Annotated in this window: 16 protein-coding genes; 10 read left to right on the top strand and 6 right to left on the bottom strand. The window is 67.2% G+C overall.

The genetic code is table 11. From position 1 onward, the window contains the following. Positions 1 to 6: 6 nt before the first annotated feature. Positions 7 to 1,269 carry an MFS transporter gene (locus tag PIGHUM_RS13265; RefSeq protein WP_246013171.1) on the bottom strand — a complete coding sequence of 421 codons (1,263 nt, stop codon included), beginning with the start codon at positions 1,267 to 1,269 and terminating at the stop codon, positions 7 to 9. Between the two features lie 197 nt (positions 1,270 to 1,466). On the opposite strand from PIGHUM_RS13265, the gene PIGHUM_RS13260 reads away from it, so the two are divergent. Next, entirely contained in the window at positions 1,467 to 2,285 is an 819-nt protein-coding gene (locus PIGHUM_RS13260) for a tRNA threonylcarbamoyladenosine dehydratase (RefSeq protein WP_124080084.1), read from the top strand. Positions 2,286 to 2,338: 53 nt separating this feature from the next. Here the strand turns inward: PIGHUM_RS13260 and PIGHUM_RS13255 are convergent, their stop codons facing one another. Next, a complete protein-coding gene (locus tag PIGHUM_RS13255) occupies positions 2,339 to 3,604 on the bottom strand; it encodes a LysR family transcriptional regulator (protein ID WP_281279079.1) in 1,266 nt (421 codons plus the stop codon). A gap of 336 nt (positions 3,605 to 3,940) precedes the next feature. Between PIGHUM_RS13255 and PIGHUM_RS13250 the strand changes: the two genes are divergently transcribed. Genes PIGHUM_RS13250 through PIGHUM_RS13220 form a run of 7 tightly spaced genes read left to right on the top strand, consistent with a single transcriptional unit; the run spans position 3,941 to position 10,728 of the window. Next, positions 3,941 to 4,663 carry an ABC transporter ATP-binding protein gene (locus PIGHUM_RS13250; protein ID WP_246013168.1) on the top strand — a complete coding sequence of 241 codons (723 nt, stop codon included), beginning with the start codon at positions 3,941 to 3,943 and terminating at the stop codon, positions 4,661 to 4,663. Next, complete coding sequence (locus PIGHUM_RS13245; protein ID WP_124080081.1) at positions 4,660 to 5,493, top strand: ABC transporter permease; 834 nt, start codon at positions 4,660 to 4,662, stop codon at positions 5,491 to 5,493. The genes PIGHUM_RS13250 and PIGHUM_RS13245 overlap by 4 nt, the downstream gene beginning before the upstream one ends. Before the next feature lie 2 nt (positions 5,494 to 5,495). Next, positions 5,496 to 6,422 (top strand): NAD(P)-dependent oxidoreductase, encoded by a 927-nt coding sequence (locus PIGHUM_RS13240; protein WP_124080080.1) that lies wholly within the window; start codon positions 5,496 to 5,498, stop codon positions 6,420 to 6,422. Continuing rightward, complete coding sequence (locus PIGHUM_RS13235) at positions 6,419 to 7,240, top strand: amidohydrolase family protein (protein ID WP_160142253.1); 822 nt, start codon at positions 6,419 to 6,421, stop codon at positions 7,238 to 7,240. Before PIGHUM_RS13240 ends, PIGHUM_RS13235 begins: the two co-directional genes overlap by 4 nt. Then, the gene (locus PIGHUM_RS13230) at positions 7,221 to 8,342 is read left to right on the top strand and encodes an ABC transporter substrate-binding protein (protein WP_124080078.1); all 1,122 of its coding nucleotides are present in this window, start codon (positions 7,221 to 7,223) and stop codon (positions 8,340 to 8,342) included. Before PIGHUM_RS13235 ends, PIGHUM_RS13230 begins: the two co-directional genes overlap by 20 nt. Before the next feature lie 14 nt (positions 8,343 to 8,356). Beyond that, positions 8,357 to 9,523, top strand: coding sequence for an alpha-hydroxy acid oxidase (locus PIGHUM_RS13225; RefSeq protein WP_124080077.1), 1,167 nt, complete (start codon positions 8,357 to 8,359; stop codon positions 9,521 to 9,523). A gap of 23 nt (positions 9,524 to 9,546) precedes the next feature. Then, a complete protein-coding gene (locus PIGHUM_RS13220) occupies positions 9,547 to 10,728 on the top strand; it encodes a lactonase family protein (protein ID WP_124080076.1) in 1,182 nt (393 codons plus the stop codon). A gap of 3 nt (positions 10,729 to 10,731) precedes the next feature. Here the strand turns inward: PIGHUM_RS13220 and PIGHUM_RS13215 are convergent, their stop codons facing one another. Both PIGHUM_RS13215 and uvrA read right to left on the bottom strand, forming a co-directional pair. Further along, a complete protein-coding gene (locus tag PIGHUM_RS13215; RefSeq protein ID WP_124080075.1) occupies positions 10,732 to 11,367 on the bottom strand; it encodes an aminotransferase class IV family protein in 636 nt (211 codons plus the stop codon). Beyond that, positions 11,367 to 17,225: an excinuclease ABC subunit UvrA gene (gene uvrA / locus PIGHUM_RS13210; RefSeq protein WP_124080074.1), complete on the bottom strand. Its 5,859-nt coding sequence runs from the start codon at positions 17,223 to 17,225 to the stop codon at positions 11,367 to 11,369. The genes PIGHUM_RS13215 and uvrA overlap by 1 nt, the downstream gene beginning before the upstream one ends. Before the next feature lie 141 nt (positions 17,226 to 17,366). Between uvrA and PIGHUM_RS13205 the strand changes: the two genes are divergently transcribed. Continuing rightward, complete coding sequence (locus tag PIGHUM_RS13205; protein ID WP_124080073.1) at positions 17,367 to 17,693, top strand: hypothetical protein; 327 nt, start codon at positions 17,367 to 17,369, stop codon at positions 17,691 to 17,693. Between the two features lie 54 nt (positions 17,694 to 17,747). Then, positions 17,748 to 17,876: a hypothetical protein gene (locus PIGHUM_RS24355; RefSeq protein WP_281279078.1), complete on the top strand. Its 129-nt coding sequence runs from the start codon at positions 17,748 to 17,750 to the stop codon at positions 17,874 to 17,876. A gap of 253 nt (positions 17,877 to 18,129) precedes the next feature. Here the strand turns inward: PIGHUM_RS24355 and mnmH are convergent, their stop codons facing one another. Further along, positions 18,130 to 19,212, bottom strand: coding sequence for a tRNA 2-selenouridine(34) synthase MnmH (gene mnmH, locus PIGHUM_RS13200; RefSeq protein ID WP_124080072.1), 1,083 nt, complete (start codon positions 19,210 to 19,212; stop codon positions 18,130 to 18,132). 8 nt (positions 19,213 to 19,220) lie between these two features. After that, positions 19,221 to 20,015: an enoyl-ACP reductase FabI gene (gene fabI / locus PIGHUM_RS13195; RefSeq protein WP_124080071.1), complete on the bottom strand. Its 795-nt coding sequence runs from the start codon at positions 20,013 to 20,015 to the stop codon at positions 19,221 to 19,223. Between the last annotated feature and the right edge of the window lie 193 nt (positions 20,016 to 20,208).

The following is a 20,208-nucleotide window of genomic DNA, read 5'->3' as shown; positions in this document are numbered from 1 at the left end:
CGGCGTTCAGGCGCCGCGTCCACGGCCGGGCCGCGGCGCGCGGTTGAAGATGCCCCCGGCCAGCAGCAGGACGGCCACGGTCCAGAACGGCAGGCCGATGCCGGCCAGCGCGCTCAGGCTGCCGAAAGCCAGCGGCAGCGCGAACTGGCCGCCGTTGATGATGGCCATGCGCAGGCCCAGCGCTTCGGCGGCGCGGCCGTGCGGGGCGTGCGCGTGCAGCAGCGCCAGCAGGCTGGGCTGGCCGCTGCCGAGCGCGAGCCCCAGCACGAAGGCCAGCGCGATCAGCACGGGCACGTCGCGGAAGAACGGATAGGCGACGTAGACCGCGCTGGCCGCGAACATGGCGGTGCGCAGCAGCGTCCAGGGAGCCAGGCGGCGCTGGATCCACGGCAGCAGTATGCGGATGACGAAGGTGGCGACGGCGAAGGCCGACAGGATCACGCCTATGGTGGTGGCGGACAGGCCGATGGACGTGCCGAAGATGGGGACCATGAAGGAGTTGAGGTCCCACGAGCCCGACAGCAGCGCGGTGGCGATCAGCACGCGCCGCATGATGGGCGCGGCCAGGAGGTCGCGGATCTGCGCCGGCGCGGCCTGGACGGGAGCGCTGGCCGGAGGCGGCAGCCGGTCGCGTTGGCGCAGGTAGACGGCCAGTGCGGCGAGCGGGCCGATCAGCAGCAGGCAGAATGCCCAGCGCAGGCCCAGGTTGTCGATCGCCAGGCCCGCCACCAGCGGTCCGCCGAAGCCGGAAATCGACATCGACAGCGACAGGCGCGAGAAGTTGACGATGCGGCGGTCGGGACCCGCATGCAAGCCCATCAGGTTCTGCACCGCGATCTGGAACACCAAGCAGCCTATGCCGGTCAGGCAGCTGGATGCGAACAGCACGTAGGTGTGCGGCAGGATGGCGGGCAGCAGGCTGCCTGCGATCAGCAGGCCGGCGCCCGTGGCCATGGGCCGGCGCGCGCCCACGTGGTCCACCCAGCGGCCGGCGTGCACCGACATCAGCATGGGCACCAGCGCGAACAGCGCCATCAGGATGCCCACCGTGAAACTGGACGCGCCCTGCGCGAGCGCGCCCAGGGCGACGGTGACGCGCCCGCCCGTCAACGCCATGTGCGTGAGGATGGCCAGGCAACAGAAAATGGCAACGCCGGTATTGTCCAGCGGCGCGGCGTGCGCGCCCGCGTCCGCCTCGAGCTCTGGGCGGGGCGGCTCGGGGGCGGGAGAGGGGAGGTGCGGCTGGGTGTCGGGCAAGTCGTGAGGCACGCCGGTGCGGGACGGGGCCGCCGGCTATTGTGTTCGTGTTGGAGTCGTGTCGTGCTCCGATTCTACTCTTGCGATGCCTCGCCGCGAAGGCCCGCCCGGCGACGCCCGCCTGCTACTATCGGCGCTTTTCCGCGCCGCCAGGGCGGCGTACGGTGTTTCTCTCGCCGTTGGATGTGCCCCCGTGGGGCGGAGTCTCGATGATGAATTCCTGCGATTTCGATACCGAACGCCGCTTCGGCGGCATCGACCGGCTCTATGGGCCGGGCGCGCTGGAGGCGCTGCGTGCCGCCCGCGCGACCGTGGTGGGCCTGGGCGGCGTAGGCGCGTGGACGGCCGAGGCGCTGGCCCGGTGTGGCGTGGGAGCGCTGAGGCTGATCGATCTGGACCATATCGCCGAGTCGAACATCAATCGCCAGGTGCATGCGCTGGGCCGCACGCTGGGGCAGTCGAAGGTCGAGGCGATGGCCGAGCGCATCCGCGATATCAACCCGCTGTGCGAACTGGAACTGGTGGACGATTTTCTCGGTCCGGATAACGCGCAAGCGCTGCTGGCGGGGGCGGGAACCATCGTGGATTGCACGGACCAGGTGTCGGCGAAGATCGCGATGATCCTGCATGCGCGGCGCAGCGGGATGCCGTTGGTGGTGTGCGGCGGGGCGGGAGGAAAGACCGATCCGCTGGCGCTGCGGGCGGGGGATCTGTCGGAGGCGGCGAACGACGCGCTGCTGGCGAAGATACGCAATCAGCTGCGGCGCCAGCACGGGTTCCCGAAGGCGGGCGCGGCGGGGGGCAAGGTAGCGCGGCGCGTGCCCAAGATGAAGGTGCGGGCGTTGTGGGTGGACCAGGCTGCCACCTTGCCCGCGGTATGGGCCGCTGCGGACTCGGCGCGCGCGGGAGAGGCGCCGCAGGGCTTGTCTTGCGCGGGGTATGGCTCGGTGGTGATGGTGACGGCGGGGATGGGGCTGGCTGCGGCGAACGAGGTGGTGAGGGGCGTACTGGACGGGCGTCCGCGATGACGGATTGAATGGCCGATGCGGTCGCCGCCGGAGCGCCGGCGGGGCATTCTTTTTCAGATGGAGGCATCCCCGCGCGGCATTCGCGCGCGTCGCGCCGCATGAGGCGTCGCGGGCGGCATTCGGGCCGCCTGTTCGCGCATGATTTCCAGAAGATGCGACTGGGCCTGCGTCGCATGCCAGCCCGCGCGCGTGGTGATGCCGACGGTTCCGTGCAGATTCCTGAGCGGCAGGGGCAGCGTGATCAGGGTGCCAAGGCGCTCGTGGAGCATGATCTCCTCGTGTTTCATCAAGGTCACGTAGTCGCTGGTCTGCAGCAGCGATAAGTGGATGTTCAGCGATGTGGTCTCGATGGCGGTCTTCGGCTTCCGGGCATGCCTGGCGAACAGGCTTTCGTAAATGCCGCGCCTGAAGGACCCGACCCGGGGCACGATCCATTTGTACTTCGCCAGATCGCCGACAGAAATCCTGGCTGCGCCGGTCAGCGGATGGCCGGTCCGAACGACGAGGCAATAGGGATCGCGGAACAGAGACTCCTCAACGAAGTCGTTGCCGATGTCGGTTTCGCTCAGCGTGCCGTAAATAATGTCCAGCGTGCCGAAGTGCAGTTCCTGCAGCAGGACGTCTTTCGGCCGCTCGGTAACCAGAAGCTGGATCTCGCCATGCTTCTTCATGAGCTCGCTCAGCACCGTGCCGAGGAAGACCGAGTTCCCCAACTGCGGGATGCCGATCTTGATGCATGCCTGGATGGGGCCCGACATCGATTGAATCTGCTCGGCCGCGCCCTCGATCTCCAGCGTGGCCAGCTTCATGTGGCGTGACAGCTCCGTGCCGAAACGCGTAAGCACGATGCCATGCGCCGTGCGCTGGCAGATCGGACGGTGAAGAATGCGCGCCGCCTCGCGCACGATGCGCTGGAAGGAGGGCTTCGAAATAGCCAGGGCCTGGGCGGCCTTGTCGATGCCGGCCCTTTCCGCGAGCGCCGCCAGGGCGCACAAGTGTCCGCTGGTGATCCGGTTCCTGATCTGCTCGACCGATATTCGGTTGGCCGGCAGCAGCGGTTCGGAGAGCGCCGCGTTGATCTGGTCGAAGAAGCGCGCCAGCCGTGCCGCAAGCATTTTGCCTTCCTCGGTAAGCGTCGATCCGTTCTGGCTGCGGGTGAGCAGCGTGGCGCCGAATTGCTCTTCGAGTTTGCAGATGGCCTGGGTCGCCGCGGGCTGCGTCATGTTCTGTTCGGCGGCAGCCAGGCCCAGCCGCTGCAATCGCCCGACCGCCTCGAACACGCGCAAGTGCCGAAGATTGGGAAACGTTGACAGGTTCATCGATGAGAACTCGCTCTTGTTTCTTGAGACGTCAATGGTGCGCTTCGGATCATTAGAAATCCTCCCGCAAAGCAGAAAACTTATGCCGTCCGGCAGTAATCCAATAAGGCATTCGGCCAGGCCGGTGCTAGTCTCACGGCCATAAAGAATTCTCGAGCGCGCCGGCCGAAAGGCCAGGCGGCACGCCATGAGAACGGACGGATCACGGGCGTTTCGCGCCGCACCATAGAGTAGATCTGAGAAGGGACAAGCATCGTGCAGAAAGTGAAACTCTCCGTGGAGAAACTATCCAAATCCTTTCGGGTCCGGGGCGATGGCAATAACAAAAAAGATTCTTTGTTTCCGGTTCTGAAAGAGATCAGCTTCGACGTCCACGAGAACGAGGTCGTCACGCTGGTGGGCGAGAGCGGCTGCGGCAAGACCACCCTGCTGCGCATCATCCAGGGCCTTGTCCACTACGACGCAGGCGTGGCCAAGGTGGACGGCGTGCCCATCCGGCGCCCCGGACGCGATCGCGGTTTCGTGTTCCAGCAGGCCAGCCTGTTGCCTTGGCGCACCGCCCGCGCGAATGTCGAGTTCGGCCTGGAACTGCAGGGCGTGCCGTCCGCCGCGCGCGCCCGCAAAGCCCGGGAGCTGCTGGAGCTGGTCGGCCTCGTCCATGCCGAGAACCAGTATCCGCACGAATTGTCCGGCGGCATGCAGCAGCGAGTGGGAATCGCCCGCGCGCTCGCCATCGACCCATCCATCCTGTTGATGGACGAACCGTTCAGCGCGCTGGACGCGCAGACGCGCGAGGTGCTTCAGAACGAGATGCTGCGCATTCAGACCGAAACCCGCAATACCGTGCTGTTCGTCACGCACGATCTCGACGAGGCGATCTACATCAGCAATCGCGTCATCGTCCTCGGCGCCAGGCCCGGGCGGGTGCGGAAGATCATCGACATCCCCTTTCCCCGCGATCGCGGCGACATCGCCCAATTGCGCGGCGATCCCGAGTTCCTCCGCATTCGCGCCCACATGTGGGATCTCATCCGCAACGACGAAAAGGCCGCGGCATGACCAGGAAAGACGACGGCAAACCGGATGCGCCGGACGCCGCTGCCCATGAGATCGAATATCTGGAGGCGGCATCTCCCGCGAGGCGGCTGCGGATCATCCGGCTGTGTTCGATCGTTTTCGCATTCGCGATGTGGGAGATCTTCGGCCGGCAGATAGACCCGCTGTTCATGTCCTATCCCTCGGCCATCGGCATGGCCGCCTACGAAATGACGATGAACGGCGAACTGCCGGCCGCCATGTCGAGCAGCCTGCAGACCCTGCTCTTCGGCTTTGCGATCGCCACGGTTCTCGGCCTGGTCCTGGGCCTGGTCATCGGCCGGTACCGCGCGGTGGAGGCGGCCACCGACTGGCTCGTCAACGCGCTGTACGCCACGCCGCTGATCGCCATCATTCCGCTGGTCATCCTGTGGTTCGGCCTGGGCAACACGTCCAAGCTCTTCATCGTCGTGATCCTGACGATCTTCCCGGTCCTGATCAACACCATTTCCGGCGTGCGCAACGTGCCGGCCGCGCTACTCGACGTCGGCAATGCCTTCGCCGCCAGGGAGCACCAGGTCTTCGTCAAGATCATCCTCCCTTCCGCGCTTCCCTACATGATGACGGGCGTCCGCCTGGGCATCGGCCGGGGCATCATCGGCATGGTCGTCGCCGAGTTCTTTACCTCGATCACGGGGCTGGGCGCGCTGATCGTCAAGTACGGAAACCAGTTCGATACGGCTTCGATGTTCGTGCCGATCTTCGTCCTGATGCTGATGGGCGTCATCCTGACGGTGCTTGCCCGGCGCGTCGAGTCCTGGATCGCCCCCTGGAGAGTTTGGAGAGAGGACTGAACATGACTGACGGCAACCGCAAGATCGCGATTATCGGTTTCGGCGAAGTGGGGGCGCGATTCTCGAAAGAGTTCGTCGCCTCGGGCCTGAAGGACGTCACGGTCTACGACATCCTGTTCGACCGGGACGCGACCCGGCATCCGCTGGCGCAGGCCGCGCGGTCGAATGGCGTCTCGATAGCCGGATCCGCGGCGGAAGCGGCGCGGGATGCCAGGATCGTTTTCTCGGCCGTTACCGCGGCCTCGGCCTACGACGTCGCCGCGCAAGCCGGCGGCTACCTGCGTCCGGGCCAGATCTTCGTCGATCTGAACTCGGTGTCTCCGGCCACCAAGCGCAAGGACGCCGCCGCCGTCGAGCAGTCGGGGGCGGATTACGTCGAGGCCGCCGTGATGTCGCCGATCAAACCCTACGGCATCAAGGTGCCCATCACGCTCGGCGGCAAGGCTTCGGCGGAAGTGAAGCGGGTCATGGACGGGACGGGCATGAAGCTGACCCTCGGCGACAACGAGATCGGCCGCGCATCGGCGCTGAAGATGTGCCGCAGCGTGATGGTGAAAGGCTTCGAAGCGCTTGCCACCGAATGCCTGCTGGCCGCCCGGCTCTATGGCGTCGAAGAGGGCGTGCTGGAATCCTTGCAGCGGAGCTATCCCGGCATGAACTGGGAAGATTTCGCCGGCTACAAGATCGGCCGCCTGCTCGAACACGGCCGCCGCCGCGCGGCGGAAATGCGCGAGTCCGCCGACACGGTCGCGGAGATCGGCATGACGCCCTTGATGGCCAGCGCCATCGCCGAGCGCATCGACTGGGTCGCCGACGCCGTGGACCAGCGTCCCGCTCTGCGCGAGGCGCCGGACGCGGAATGGCGGAACTCGCTGGATCAGCTTGCGGAAATCCACCGGCTCGATCGCCTGGGTTCTACCGAACGATGATCGTCGACGCCCAGGTCCATCTCTGGACGAGCGGACGGAAAGTGACCCCCGCCAACGCCCACCACCGCCAGCAGGCTGTCTTTTCCAAGGACGATCTGCTGCCGGAAATGGACCGAGCTGGGGTGGACCGAGTGATCATTGTTCCGCCGAGCTGGGATGACAACGAGCATGCCTTCGCGGCCGCTGCCGCGCATCCCGACCGCTTCGCGGTCATGGGCCGCGTCAAGGTCGATGCGCCTGAAAGCCGCGAGATCCTGCGGAAATGGAAGGGTCGGCCGGGCGCGCTCGGCATCCGCCTCGTCTTCAATCCCGAGCACAGCCACCTCCTCGTGGATGGCAAGGCGGACTGGATATGGCCGGCCGCGGAGGCAGCCGGCATTCCGGTCATGATGCTGGCGCCGGGCCACCTCGATCGCTTCGCGAAGATCGCGCAGGCACACCCGCAGCTGCGCCTCGCCGTCGATCACATGGGGCTGACACGCAACCGGAAAGGCCCCCGGGCATTCGACCATCTGCCCGAACTGCTGGCGCTGGCGAAGCACCCGAATATCGCGGTCAAGATCACGGGCTTGCCGTTGCATTCGGCCGAGGCCTACCCCTTTCTCGATCTGCATGAGCCGTTGCGCCGGACGGTCGATGCGTTCGGCCCGGAGCGCGTGTTCTGGGGTACCGACCTGTCGCGCATGACATGCAGCTACCGCCAGTGCGTGACGTTCATCACCGAAGAAATCGACTGGCTGTCGCGGCGCGACAAGGAACTCATCATGGGCAAAGCCGTATGCGCTTGGCTCGGATGGGATGGATACCGCAAGACGTAGTCAAGGCTTCGAAGGCGCATCGCCTGCATGGATGGAGCCCGATACCCACCAGGAGGAAAGAGACATGGACAACCGCTTAGACAGGCGCGAATTTCTTCGTTTCAGCGCGTTCGCCGGACTTGCGTCCGCCGCGAGCACGTCGACGTTCGTGAACCTGGCGTTCGCCGCCGGGGAGAGCGTGAACATCATCACGTCGAACTCCACGCTCACCAACACGCTTATCCAGATGCTTCTGCAGAAGAAATACGATGCCGATTTCGGGATCGAGGCAAAAGTCACCAAGGTCACCGACAATTCCCAGGTCATTCCGAGCCTGATCAGCGGGGAAATGGACATGGCGACGATCGTCGCCTTCAACGGCGTTTTCCCCGCCATGTCCAAGGGCGCCAAGCTCAAGATCATCGGCGGCAGCTCCATGCTCTACCAGGCCGCGATCTACGCGAAGGACCCCGCCATCAAGACCCTCAAGGATCTCGAAGGCAAGGTCATGGGCTCGGGGGCCATCGGCGCCGCCGTCCACATGCTGACCACGCTGGTGCTTGCGAAGAACGGGGTCGATGTGAGCAAGGTGCAGTTCCGCAACATCGGCAGCAATGCGGCGATCTTCAAAGCCGTTGCCGGCGGCACGATCGCCGCGGGAGCTTCCGGCATCGACGTCTACGATCAGCAGGAAAAGTACGGTGTGCATGTGCCGGAACACGGCAATTTCTGGGAAGAGATCCCCGACTACACGTATCAGACAGCATACACGTCCGAGCGAGCCATCGCCAAAAAGCGCGACGGCCTGGTGAAAGCGCTGGCGGCTTTTGCAAAACTCTACCGCTACGTCCAGTCGCCGGAATCCCGCGACGATTTCGTGAAGGCATACGCGGCCGCGACAGGCCAGCGGGGAGGGCACGAGGCCGAGGCCCTGTCGCAGTGGAATTTCCTCCAGAAATACAAGCCCTATTCGGAAGACATCGTCGTCTCCGAGGCGAGGATGAACTACGTCCAGGAAGTGAACGTGCGCTTCCATACCCAGAAGACCGTCCTGCCGTTCTCGCAGGTCGCGGACATGTCCTTGGCCGAAGACGCGGTCAAGCTTCTTGGCGCCAAGACTTGATCCTTCGGGGTTGTATGTCCAATCTGAAAAAATACCTGAACATCGAAGACCTGCGCCAGGAAGCCAGGCGCATTCTGCCCCGGGGTGTGTTCGAGTACATGGACTCGGGCAGCGAGGACCTGGTTTCCCTGGCCAACAACCGCGAGGCGTTTCGCCTGGTCAAGATGTACAGCCGGATCATGAACGACGTCTCCAGCATGGATCTGGCGACGTCGCTGTTCGGCCAGCCGGTCAGCCTGCCGCTTGCCGTCGCGCCGACCGCGATATCCGGCCTTTGCTGGTACGAAGGCGAGGTGGAGCTGGCCCGCGCCGCGCGCGACGTCGGCGTGCCGTTCATTTTGTCGACCAATTCGATCACGCCTCTGGAGAAAGTCGCCAGGGAAGCCGGCGGCAATCTCTGGTTCCAGCTCTACATGTGGCGCGAGCGCGAACTCTCGTACAGGCTGGTGGAGCGTGCCCGCGACAGCGGCTACAACACGCTGCTCGTCAGCGCCGATTTCGGCCGGGGCTCCCTGCGCGAAAAGATCAAGCGCAACGGCTTCAGCGTTCCCTACCGCATCTCCGCGCGCTCCGTCGCCGACATGCTCATGCACCCCCGCTGGTTCGCCCTGGTCATGCTGCGCTACATGATGACCAGCGGCATGCCGCGCAACGAAAATTTCCCCGAAGAATACAAGGTCAGGATCACGGCCGATCCGACGGCCCGCTCCGCGCTGCGGGCGGATTCCCTGGTCTGGGAAGACGTGGACCGGCTGCGCGCGCGCTGGCAGGGGCCGCTGCTGGTCAAAGGCGTGATGCATCCGGAAGACGCCAGGCTCGCCCTCCAGCATGGCGCCGACGGCATCGTCGTCTCCAATCACGGCGGGCGCAACATGGATAGTTCGATCGCCTCGATCGACGTGCTGCCGGAGATCGTCGACGCGGTCGGCGGCCGCATGACCGTCATTCTCGACAGCGGCGTCCGCCGCGGCAGCGACATCGCCAAGGCAATCGCCATGGGCGCCGATTCCGTGCTCGTGGGCCGGGCGCCGCTTTACGGCGTGACGGTCGGCGGGAAGGAGGGCGCCAAACGCGCGCTTGCCCTGCTGGCGAACGAATTGGAGAAAACCATGGCCTTTCTGGGCTGCCGCGCCATCGACGAACTCAACCGCGGTCTCATCGCTCGTCCGAGGCTTTCCTGACCGATCCGGCTCTCTGCGAAAACATGAACCATTCCTCCCTCTTCTGCGCCGGCGTCGGGCCGAGACTCGTGGTGCATGCCGTCGATGCGGCGGATTTTTCCCTGCGGCCAATACAGGAAATTCCGCTCGCGGGCGCGGTGCAATATGCCTGCCAGGCACCCGCGACCGGGCTGTTCTACGCGGCCGTCAGCAACGGCGGGCCCCGGGTCGCGGGCGATACGCACGAACTTCGCGCGTTCCGCATCGACGGGCAAGGCATGCTTGCCGCCCATGGAAAGCCGGCGCCGCTGCGCTCGCGCCCGGTTCACGTCTGCATCGACCCGCGCGGCCGCCACCTGTTGGTGGCCTACCATAAGCCCTCCGGGCTGTCGGTGCACCGCGTGGAGGAGAACGGCACGGTTGGCGAAGAGGTGCCCCAGCCATCCGACCTCGATGCGGGCGTCTACGCGCACCAGATCCTGGTGTCTTCGGACAGCCGTCTCGCCATTCTGTGCGCGCGCGGCAACGACGCCAAGGATGGCCGGCCGGAAGATCCGGGCGCGCTCAAGGTGTTCGACTACGACGATGGCCGCCTGACTTTCCAGAAGAGCGTCGCGCCGGGCGGAGGTTATGGATTCGGGCCGCGCAATATCGTCTTCCACCCGCGCAAGCCGTGGATCTACGTCGCGCTGGAGCGCCAGAACAAGCTGTTCGTTTTCGAAACCGTGGACGGCACCGTTCGTGACGAGCCGCTCTACATCAAGGAAACCCTGAAGGACCCGGGCCGTATTTTCCACAAGCAGGTGGTGGGCGCGATCGGCCTGCATCCCTCCGGCAAGGCGCTCTACGTCGTCAACCGCGGCGGGCCTCACAATCCTCTCGAAGTCCATCTGGGCGGCGAAAATGCCGTCGTGCGCTTCGATCTCGATCCCGCCACCGGCGAACCCCTGCTCGCCCAACATGCGGACACGCGGGGAAACCGGCCGCGCACCTTCTCCATCGATCCTTCCCAGACGATGATGGTCGTGGGCAACATGCAGCAGCGCCTGCTCAGAGAAGGCGATGTCGAGACGGCGATTCCGCCGGGCCTCGCGGTTTTCGAGGTGGACGAGAAAGGGGGGCTGGCTTTTCGCCGGCGCTACGACGTCGATGTCGGCCAGGACTCCCTGTTCTGGTCTGGTTTCATCGCGGCGGGCGGAACGGATGCCCGGGCCGCCGGCCTCTGATCTTCAGGCCGTCGTGGACAGCGCGACGTCGAACCAGCCGCGCAGCGCGTTGGAGAGGCGGATGCCTTCGGCGCGCCGTAAATCCTCCAGCGTGAGAACGCCTTCTTCCGCGAGTTCATCGTCGATCAATGCCGCCCGTTGCACGCCTGGCAGCAGGCCGCATTCGACGGGCGGGGTGATCCAGCGGCCGTCCAGTTTGAGGTAGAGGTTGGTGCGGCTGCCTTCGCACAGTTCGCCGCGCTCGTTCAGGAACAGCAGGTCGAAGTGGTCGGGGTGCGCGGCGAGCCAGTCGGCGGCTTGCCGGTACCACGGGCGCCAGGTGGTTTTGTGGCGCAGCAGTGGGGCGTGGGAGTCGAGCGGCTCGGAAGCCGGCGCGACTTTCGGGTGCGGCGGCAAGTCGGGGAGCGGCGTGGTTTCGACGGCGATGCCGCCGTCGTCGGAAACGAGCACGCGCATCCGGTGCCGCACGCCGTCGGGCAAGGTGGCGGCAGCGCGGGCGATGGCGCGCTGGACGGCGTCCACCGACCAGCGGTAGGACAGCTCGGTGCAGGAACTGCCCAGGCGTTCCAGGTGCCAGGGCAGCAGCGGCATGCGTCCGTCGGCTTCGACGCGCAGGGTTTCGATGAGCTGGGGGCGCATCAGCCTGCCTCGGCGTGGGCTTCGGCGGCAGCGCTGCCGGCGGCCGCCGTCTGCATGAATTCCGCCAGTACCTGTCCGGTATGCGACCGGGCGCTCTGCTCCATGACGTGTTCGGGCGTGCCTTCGACCACCAGTTGGCCGCCTTCGCCGCCGCCTTCGGGACCCATGTCGAGCAGCCAGTCGGCTTCGGCGATGACGTCGAGGTTGTGTTCGATCACGACGACCGTGTTGCCGGCATCCACCAAACGATGCAGCACGCGGATCAGTTTCTCGACGTCGGCCATCGACAGGCCCACCGTCGGTTCGTCCAGCACGTACAGCGTGTGCGGCATCTTGTAGGCGCGTCCGGTGCGCATCGTGCCCTCGTCGAGCCTGGCCTTGGCCAGTTCGGTGACGAGCTTGATGCGCTGGGCTTCGCCGCCGGACAGGGTGGGCGAGGGCTGGCCCAGGGTGAGGTAGCCCAGGCCCACGCTTTGCAGCAATTGCAGCGGGTTGAGGATGGACGGGTGGGCGCCGAAGTAGTCGACGGCTTCGTCGATTTCCATGGCCAGCACGTCGCCTATGCTCTTGCCGCGCAAGTGCACGGCCAGTGTCTCGCGGTTGAAGCGCGCGCCGTTGCAGGCGTCGCACGGCACTTTCACGTCCGGCAGGAAGTTCATTTCTATGGTGCGCATGCCCTGGCCTTCGCAGACCGGGCAGCGGCCTTCGCCGGTATTGAAGCTGAAGCGGCCTGCGGCCCAGCCGCGCATGCGCGCTTCGGTAGTGTCGGCGAACTGCTTGCGTATGGTGTCCCAGAAGCCGACGTAGGTGGCCGGGCAGGAGCGCGGGGTCTTGCCTATGGGAGTCTGGTCGACTTCCAGCACGCGGTCCACGCCTTCCCAGCCGGCGATGGCGGCGCAGCCGGTCCAGGCCGCCTGCTTCTCCGCGTCCTTGCCGATGCGGCGCTGCAGGTTGTCGAGCAGCACGTCGCGCGCCAGCGTGGATTTGCCGGAACCCGAGACGCCGGTGACCACGGTCAGGCGTCCCACAGGGAAGCTCGCGTCGACGTCGCGCAGGTTGTGCAGCCTGGCCTTGCGCACGGCGATGCGCGGCGTGTCCGGGGAGACGGGCCGGCGCGGCTGCAGGGGGTGCTGCAGGGGATGGGCGAGGTATTTGCCGGTGAGCGAGTCCGGGCTGGCGATGATGTCGTCCACCGTGCCCTGCGCCACCACGGTGCCGCCGCGCACGCCGGCGCCGGGCCCGATGTCGATGACGTGGGCGGCGCGGCGGATGGTGTCTTCATCGTGCTCGACCACGACCAGCGTGTTGCCCTTGCCTTCCAGCCGCGACAGCGCGTTCAGCAGAATGCGGTTGTCGCGCGGGTGCAGGCCGATGGTGGGTTCGTCCAGCACGTAGCAGACGCCCTGCAGGTTGGAGCCCAGCTGCGCGGCCAGGCGGATGCGCTGGGCCTCGCCGCCGGACAGCGTGGGCGCGGCGCGGTCCAGGGCCAGGTAGCCCAGGCCCACTTCCTCGAGGAATTCGAGGCGGCTGCGCAGTTCGGCGAGGATGTCGCGCGCGATCTCGGCCTCGCGCCCTTCGGTCCGCAGCTCGCGGAAGAAGCCGCCGGCCTCGCGCACCGCCATGGACGACAGCTGCGCGATCGAGCGGCCGCGCCAGCGCACCGCCAGCGCGTTGCGGTTCAGGCGCTGGCCGTGGCAATCCGGGCAGGGCAGGGCCTCGCCTTCGTACCAGGCGTTCCAGGCGGTTTCTTCGCCGGTCTGCTCGGCGTCGAAGCCCGGCAGCCTGACCCCGGTGCCGAAGCAGGAGGTGCACCAGCCGTGCTTGGAGTTGTACGAGAACATGCGCGGATCGGGCTCGGGAAAGCTCAGTCCGCACGAGGGGCAGGCCCGCTTGACCGAGAACACGCGCTGCTCGAGTTCGGGCGCCGGCGCGTCGGCCCCGCTGGCCATCTCCACCTGGAGTTTCTGCAGCGGCCAGACCACGCTGAGCACGCCATGGCCGTGTTCCAGCGCTTCGTGGATCGCGGCGCGCAGCGGCGCTTCGTGCGCGGCGTCGACGATGAAGTCGGCCACCGGCAGGTCGATGTCGTGTTCCTTGAAGCGGTCCAGACGCGGCCATTTGGCGGTGGGGATGAAGGCGCCGTCCACGCGCAGGTGGGTATAGCCCTTGTTGGCCGCCCACTTGGCCAGGTCGGTGTAGTAGCCCTTGCGCGCGCTGACCAGCGGCGCCAGGATGCCGACGTGCTGGCCCCTGAGGTCGCGCAGGATGCGGCTGACGATGAGGTCGAAGGTCTGCGGCTCGACCGGGATGTCGCAGTTGGGGCAGTACTGCGTGCCCAGCTTCATGTACAGCAGGCGCATGAAGTGGTGGGTCTCGGTCATCGTGGCGACGGTGGACTTGCGTCCGCCGCGGCTGGTGCGCTGCTCGATCGCCACCGTTGGCGGGATGCCGAAGATCGCGTCCACGTCGGGCTGGCCGGCCGGCTGCACGATGGAGCGGGCGTAGGCGTTGAGCGACTCCAGGTAGCGCCGCTGTCCTTCGTTGAACAGGATGTCGAAGGCCAGGGTGGATTTGCCCGAGCCCGAGACCCCGGTGATCACCGTGAAGGTGTCGCGCGGGATCTCGACGTCGACGTTCTTCAGGTTGTGCTCGCGGGCGTTCTTGATCTGGATGGCGCGCGCCGCGTGGCGGCGGCGCGCGAGCAGGTTCTGCAGCGGCACGCCGGCGTCGGCGGCGCCATAGGAAACGGCCGCCTCGGCCACGACGGGCACGGTTTGCGCGGGTTCGGCCGCATAGGCGGCCTGCGCCGGCTGGGCGGTGTCGTCGGCCGCCGTGCTGCCGTTCGTCTTCGCCTGCGCGGTTTCCAGGCTGCCGATCTGCAGCTCATATTCGCGCAGCGCCTGCCCGGTGTAGGAGGCAGGCGAATCCATGATGTCGCGCGGCGTGCCCGCGGCGATGATCATCCCGCCGGCGTCGCCGCCTTCGGGGCCGAGGTCGATCAGCCAGTCCGAGGCGCGGATCACGTCGAGGTTGTGCTCGATCACGATCAGCGTGTGGCCGGCCGCCAGCAGCTTGCGGAAGGCGCCCATCAGCCGCGCGATGTCGTCGAAGTGCAGGCCGGTGGTGGGCTCGTCGAACAGGAACAGGCTGCCTTTCTTCGAGAGCTTGGCGCCCAGCGTCGAGATGCCCGAGCGCGCGGCCTCGGCCAGGTGGCCGGCCAGCTTGAGGCGCTGCGCCTCGCCGCCCGACAGCGTCGGCACGGGCTGGCCCAGGCGCACGTATTCCAGGCCCACGTCGGCCAGCGGCGCCAGGCCCCATTGGATGTCGCGCTCGCCTTCGAAGAAGTCCAGCGCCTCGGTCACGGTCATCTCCAGCACGTCGGAGATCGAGGCCTCGCGGCCCTTGCGCGTGATCGTGACTTCGCGGACCTCGGGCCGGAAACGGGTGCCGTCGCAATCGGGGCAGCGCAGGTAGACGTCCGACAGGAACTGCATCTCGACGTGTTCGAAGCCGGTGCCGCCGCAGGTCGGGCAGCGGCCGTCGCCGGCGTTGAAGCTGAACATGCCGGCGGTATAGCCGCGCTCTTTCGAGAGCCGCGCCTGGGCGAACAGCTTGCGCACGCCGTCGAAGGCGCCCACGTAGCTGGCGGGGTTGGAGCGCGCGGTCTTGCCGATGGGCGACTGGTCCACCATCACCACTTCGGCGATCCAGTCGTCGCCCAGGATGCGGTCGTGCGCGCCGGGCGCCTCGGTGGGCTTGCCCTTGCGCTTGAGCAGCGCCGGATACAGCACGTCCTGGATCAGCGTGGACTTGCCCGAACCCGAGACGCCGGTCACGCAGACCAGCCGGCCCAGCGGGAACTCCGCGTGCAGGTTCTTCAGGTTGTGTTCGCGCGCGCCTTCCACGATCAGGCGCGGCGTGTTCGCGTTGACCGGCATGGGCCGCGGCGCGGCCACGTGGCGCCGGCCCGAGAGGTAGTCGCCGGTGAGCGTGGGGGCCTGCCGCAATTGCTCGGGCGAGCCGTTGAAGACGATGTGGCCGCCGCGCTCGCCCGGCCCCGGGCCGATGTCGATGACGCGGTCGGCGGCCAGCATGACCTGCGGATCGTGCTCGACCACCACCAGCGAATTGCCCGCGTCGCGCAGCCGGTGCATGACTTCGACGATGCGGTTCATGTCGCGCGGGTGCAGGCCGATGGAAGGCTCGTCGAGCACGAACAGCGTGTTGACCAGCGAGGTCCCGAGCGCGGTGGTCAGGTTGATGCGCTGGACCTCGCCGCCCGACAGCGTGCGGCTCTGCCGGTCGAGCGTCAGGTAGCCCAGGCCGACGTCGCACAGGAATTTCAGGCGCGCGCGAACTTCCTGCAGCAGCAGCTCGGTGGCCGCATCCATCGCGCCTTCGAAACGCAAGGCGTCGCAGAAGGTGCGCACCCGTTCGATGGGCAACAGCATCAGATCGTGGATGGACAGGCCGGGCAGCGCGGCCAGCGTGGCCGCGCCCCACGATGCGCCCACCGGGCGGAAGCGCGTGTAGGTGCCGTCCGATTCGGGCAGCACGCTGTCGGCCTCTTCCTTGCCGCCCACCCGCCACAGCAGCGAGTCGGGCTTGAGGCGGGCGCCGCCGCAGGCCTGGCACGGCGTGTAGGCGCGGTACTTGGACAGCAGCACCCGGATGTGCATCTTGTAGGCCTTGGTCTCCAGCCAGTCGAAGAAGCGCTTCACGCCGTACCACTGGGTCTTCCAGGCGTCGTTGCCGCCCTTCCAGTCGGAGGTGCCCTGCAGCACCCACTCGCGCTGGGCATCGGTGAGCTTGCGCCAGGGCACGTCCAGCGGAATGCCGGCGCGGGCCGCGTACTTGACCAGGTCGTCCTGGCACTCTTTGTAGCTGGCGGTCTGCCAGGGCTTGACGGCGCCGCCGCGCAGGGTCTTGCCCTCGTCCGGCACGATCAGCCCGTAGTCCACGCCGATCACCCGGCCGAAGCCGCGGCAGGCCTCGCAGGCGCCCAGCGGCGAGTTGAACGAGAACGAGCTGGGCGTGGGGGTCGAATAGGCGATGTCGCAGTCGGCGCAGTGCAGTTCGTCGCTGTATTTCCACAGCGCGGTCTCGGCGCCGTCGTCGCCCAGCACGCGCGCGTCCACGCGCCCGGCGCCCAGCCGCAGCGCGGCGTCCAGCGCTTCCATCACGCGCGCGCGCTCGGCGTTGCCGAAGCGGAAGCGGTCCTGCACCACGTCCAGCTGCTGCACCGCATGCTTGCCGGTGCCGACCTTGCGCTGGGCGTGCACCCGGGTATAGCCCTGGCGCTCCAGGAAGCCGCGGATCTCGTCTTCGCTGTAGTTGGCCGGCACCTGCACCGGGAAGGTGACCGCCAGGCGCGGATCGCCGGCCGCGGCGCTGCGCCGCGCCAGCGAAGCATAGATGGATTCGGGCGTGTCCTTCTGCACCGGCCGCGCGCACTGGCGGCAGAAGAGCCGGCCGGCGCGGGCGACCAGCAGCTTGAGGTGGTCGTTCAGCTCGGTCATGGTGCCGACCGTGCTGCGCGAGGTGCGCACCGGATTGGTCTGGTCGATCGCGATGGCCGGGGGTATGCCCTCGATGCGGTCCACCTGCGGCTTGTCCATGCGGTCCAGGAACTGGCGCGCATAGGGCGAGAAAGTCTCGACGTAGCGGCGCTGGCCTTCGGCATAGAGCGTGTCGAAGACCAGCGAGCTCTTGCCGGAGCCGGACACGCCGGTGACCACCACCAGCTCGTTGGTCGGCAGGGTCAGGCTCAGGTTCTTGAGGTTGTTCTGGCGCGCGCCGATCACCCGGATCTCGGGTTCGGCGCTGGCGTCCTGGGGGGTATTGGGGGAGGAGGACATCGTTCGCTTCAGAGGCCGGAAAAACGCCGGCAATTTTTCAATCGTAGCTGGTTAGAGAGCGCCGCGAAAATCGCAACATTTGACAAGCCTAGGTAACAAGAACGCACAAACCCGCAGCAGGCCGCAAGGTACGATAGCGTCATGAGCAAGCAAAAAACCTCCCAGGCCGATCTGTTCGGCGCCGAGGCGGGCGTCTATCTCCCGCCGCCGACGCTGGGCGACGTTCCGCCGCCTCCGCGCAGCCTGCGCGTGGTGGTGACGGTCGCGTTGGCGCTTGCTCTGCTGGGTGGCACCGTTGCCGTCCATACCGTTCCCGAGGTCGGCCATGTCTGGCACGTGGTCTCCCACCAGACCGGCAAGGTCCTGGGCCGGGTGTTGGGCCGCGCCGAGCAGCAGACCGCCAAGTTCGTCGGCGGGGCGCTCGAATTCGAACCCGCCGCCGCCGCCGATGCGCCGGCCCCCCAGTAGGCCGAATATCGGCTAGAATGCCGGGTTAACCGGATTCATCGACTGGAGATTGACATGGCCGAAAAGAAACGCACGCGCCGCAACACCCTGGAGCGCCGCTGCCTGGGCAAGCCCTTCAAACGTCTTTTTGTGGGGGCGCCCAAGGGCATTTTCAAGATGCTCGAGAAAATCAAGCGCGCCTGAGCGCCTGATCCGGGCCCGCCTGCCTCACCCGCACGCGCTGGTCCGCAATGTGAAAAGCCACTCGCCACCGAGTGGCTTTTTGCTTTTTTGCCGCTGGGCCGCCCCGAGGCAAAAAGCGCCCCCTCGGGGGGCAGCGCAGCCGAAGGCGTAGCGTGGGGGCTTTTTTGCCGCTGGGCCGCCCCGAGGCAAAAAGCGCCCCCTCGGGGGGCAGCGACGGCCCACAGGGCCTAGCGTGGGGGCATTTTTTGCGGCTTCACGAATCGGCAGGCGCAGGGACTGGGCGCGCCGTTTCCAGAGCGAGCACGGCCTGTGCCGCGGCGGCAATGCCGGCCGGCGTCAGTTCGGCGGCGGCGACCGCCGTCCGTTGCGGCCAGGCGGAGAAATGGCGGGCCTGCGAGCGCTCGTAGTGGGCATCGTAGTGCTGCGCCATCAACTCGGTGAACAGCGGCGGCAGGTTGCCGGCACGGGCCCAGGCCTGCCAGCGCTGGACGGTTTCGCCGCCCTGCTGGGCCTTGAGATAGTCGAGCTTGTCGGCCAGCGCTTCGCGATCGTCGCCCAGGTAGGCATAGTCGCGCAGCAGGAAGTCCAGGCGCGCCGCGGCTGGAGCCTGGATCTCGATGCACGGCGCGGCGCGCATGCGGGCGACCAGTGGCAAGGGCAGCGACAGCCTGCCGATGCGCGCGCTTTCGCCTTCCACATAGAGCGGCCGGGACGGGTCTACGGATTCCAGCACCTGGCCGACCAGGGTCTCGAAGCGTTTCTGGCCGGGCTGCTCCACGCCGGGCAGCGCGCCCAGCAGCGAGCCCTTGTGGCACGCATGGCATTCCAGGTCCAGCACCTGGGCGCCGCGCTCGGCTAGGGCGTGCAGGATGCGGGTCTTGGCGCTGCCGGTGGCGCCGCACAGCACGCGCAGGTCGAGCCGGGGCGCCAGGGTGTCGATCAAGTCCACCACGTGATGGCGGAAAGCCTTGTAGCCGCCGGCCAGCTGCTGCGCGTCCCAGCCCACCAGCCGCATCCAGGTCACCATGGAGCCGCTGCGCAGACCGCCGCGCCAGCAGTACACCAGCGGCTTCCAGTTCGCGGGCTGGTCGGCGAATCGCTCATGCAGATGGCGGGCCAGGTTGGCAGCCACCATGGCGCCTCCGACCCGGCGCGCTTCGAACGCGCCGGTCTGGTTATAGAGCGTGCCGACGATGCGCCGTTCTTCGTCGTCCAGCACCGGGCAGTTGATCGCGCCGGGGATGTGGTCCAGCGCGAACTCCGAGGGCGAGCGCGCGTCGATGATGGTGTCGAAGGCGTGGCGGTCGGCGGGCCGGACGGGCGGGCGACGGGTCATGCAGCGGCTTACGCGATCCCCGGGACGACGGTGGAGAAGCCGGCGTCGACGTGCGTCACTTCGCCGGTCACGCCTGCCGCGAGGTCGGAGAGCAGGAAGGCGGCGACGTTGCCGACGTCGTCGATGGTGACGTTGCGGCGCAGCGGCGCGAAGGTCTCGACGAAGTTGAGGATCTTCGAGAAATCCTTGATGCCGGCGGCGGCCAGGGTCTTGATGGGGCCGGCCGAGATGGCGTTGGCGCGGATGCCCTTGGGGCCCAGCGAGGTGGCCAGGTAGCGGGTCGCGGCTTCGAGCGCGGCCTTGGCGACGCCCATGGTGTTGTAGTTGTCTACGACGCGTTCGGCGCCGAGGTAGCTCAGCGTGAGCACGGCGCCGGTGCCGTTGCCTTCGGGGCCCTGCAGCAGGGGCAGGGCGGCCTTGGCCATGGCGGGGAAGCTGTAGGCGGAGATGTCGTGGGCGATGCGGAAGCTCTCGCGCGAGAGGCCGTCGAGGAAATCGCCGGCGATGGCTTCGCGCGGCGCGAAGCCGATGGCGTGGACCAGGCCGTCGAGCTTGGTCCAGGTCTTGCCGAGTTCGGCGAAGGTGGCCTCGATCTGGGCGTCTTCGGCGACGTCGCAGGGGAAGATGAGCTTGCTGTCGAATTCGGCGGCGAATTCGGTGATGCGGTCTTTGAAGCGTTCGCCGACGTAGGTGAAGGCGAGTTCGGCGCCTTCGCGGCGGCAGGCCTTGGCGATGCCGTAGGCGATGGAGCGATTGGACAGCACCCCGGTGACGAGGATGCGTTTGCCGGCGAGAAAGCCCATGGTCTTGGGTCCTGTAGAAAACGAGGGATCGCCGCAGTTTAGCAGGAGGGAGCCCACCCCCTGCCCGCTTCGCGGGCCCAGAGTGGTGGGCCCCCAGCCGCTACGCGGCAGCCCCCCGAGGGGGCCTGGGCCCGCCTTGGGGCGGCCCGGCGCCGGGCCCAGGGGGGGCGGCGCTGGCGGACCGGCCAGGCCG

The sequence above is a fragment of the Pigmentiphaga humi genome, from assembly GCF_900606115.1.
GTDB lineage: Bacteria > Pseudomonadota > Gammaproteobacteria > Burkholderiales > Burkholderiaceae_B > Pigmentiphaga > Pigmentiphaga humi.
Note: the sequence above shows the minus strand (reverse complement) of the source record. Positions and strands in the feature narration are given on the sequence as shown.

Excerpts from the sequence above, each read along its gene's own strand:
- uvrA (WP_124080074.1), bottom strand. The coding sequence starts at position 17,225 with ATGTCCTCCTCCCCCAATACCCCCCAGGACGCCAGCGCCGAACCCGAG.
- PIGHUM_RS24355 (WP_281279078.1), top strand. The coding sequence starts at position 17,748 with ATGGCCGAAAAGAAACGCACGCGCCGCAACACCCTGGAGCGCCGCTGC.
- PIGHUM_RS13245 (WP_124080081.1), top strand. The coding sequence starts at position 4,660 with ATGACCAGGAAAGACGACGGCAAACCGGATGCGCCGGACGCCGCTGCC.
- PIGHUM_RS13240 (WP_124080080.1), top strand. The coding sequence starts at position 5,496 with ATGACTGACGGCAACCGCAAGATCGCGATTATCGGTTTCGGCGAAGTG.
- PIGHUM_RS13255 (WP_281279079.1), bottom strand. The coding sequence starts at position 3,604 with ATGAACCTGTCAACGTTTCCCAATCTTCGGCACTTGCGCGTGTTCGAG.
- PIGHUM_RS13225 (WP_124080077.1), top strand. The coding sequence starts at position 8,357 with ATGTCCAATCTGAAAAAATACCTGAACATCGAAGACCTGCGCCAGGAA.
- PIGHUM_RS13235 (WP_160142253.1), top strand. The coding sequence starts at position 6,419 with ATGATCGTCGACGCCCAGGTCCATCTCTGGACGAGCGGACGGAAAGTG.
- PIGHUM_RS13260 (WP_124080084.1), top strand. The coding sequence starts at position 1,467 with ATGATGAATTCCTGCGATTTCGATACCGAACGCCGCTTCGGCGGCATC.
- PIGHUM_RS13215 (WP_124080075.1), bottom strand. The coding sequence starts at position 11,367 with ATGCGCCCCCAGCTCATCGAAACCCTGCGCGTCGAAGCCGACGGACGC.
- fabI (WP_124080071.1), bottom strand. The coding sequence starts at position 20,015 with ATGGGCTTTCTCGCCGGCAAACGCATCCTCGTCACCGGGGTGCTGTCC.
- PIGHUM_RS13205 (WP_124080073.1), top strand. The coding sequence starts at position 17,367 with ATGAGCAAGCAAAAAACCTCCCAGGCCGATCTGTTCGGCGCCGAGGCG.
- PIGHUM_RS13230 (WP_124080078.1), top strand. The coding sequence starts at position 7,221 with ATGGATACCGCAAGACGTAGTCAAGGCTTCGAAGGCGCATCGCCTGCA.
- PIGHUM_RS13220 (WP_124080076.1), top strand. The coding sequence starts at position 9,547 with ATGAACCATTCCTCCCTCTTCTGCGCCGGCGTCGGGCCGAGACTCGTG.
- mnmH (WP_124080072.1), bottom strand. The coding sequence starts at position 19,212 with ATGACCCGTCGCCCGCCCGTCCGGCCCGCCGACCGCCACGCCTTCGAC.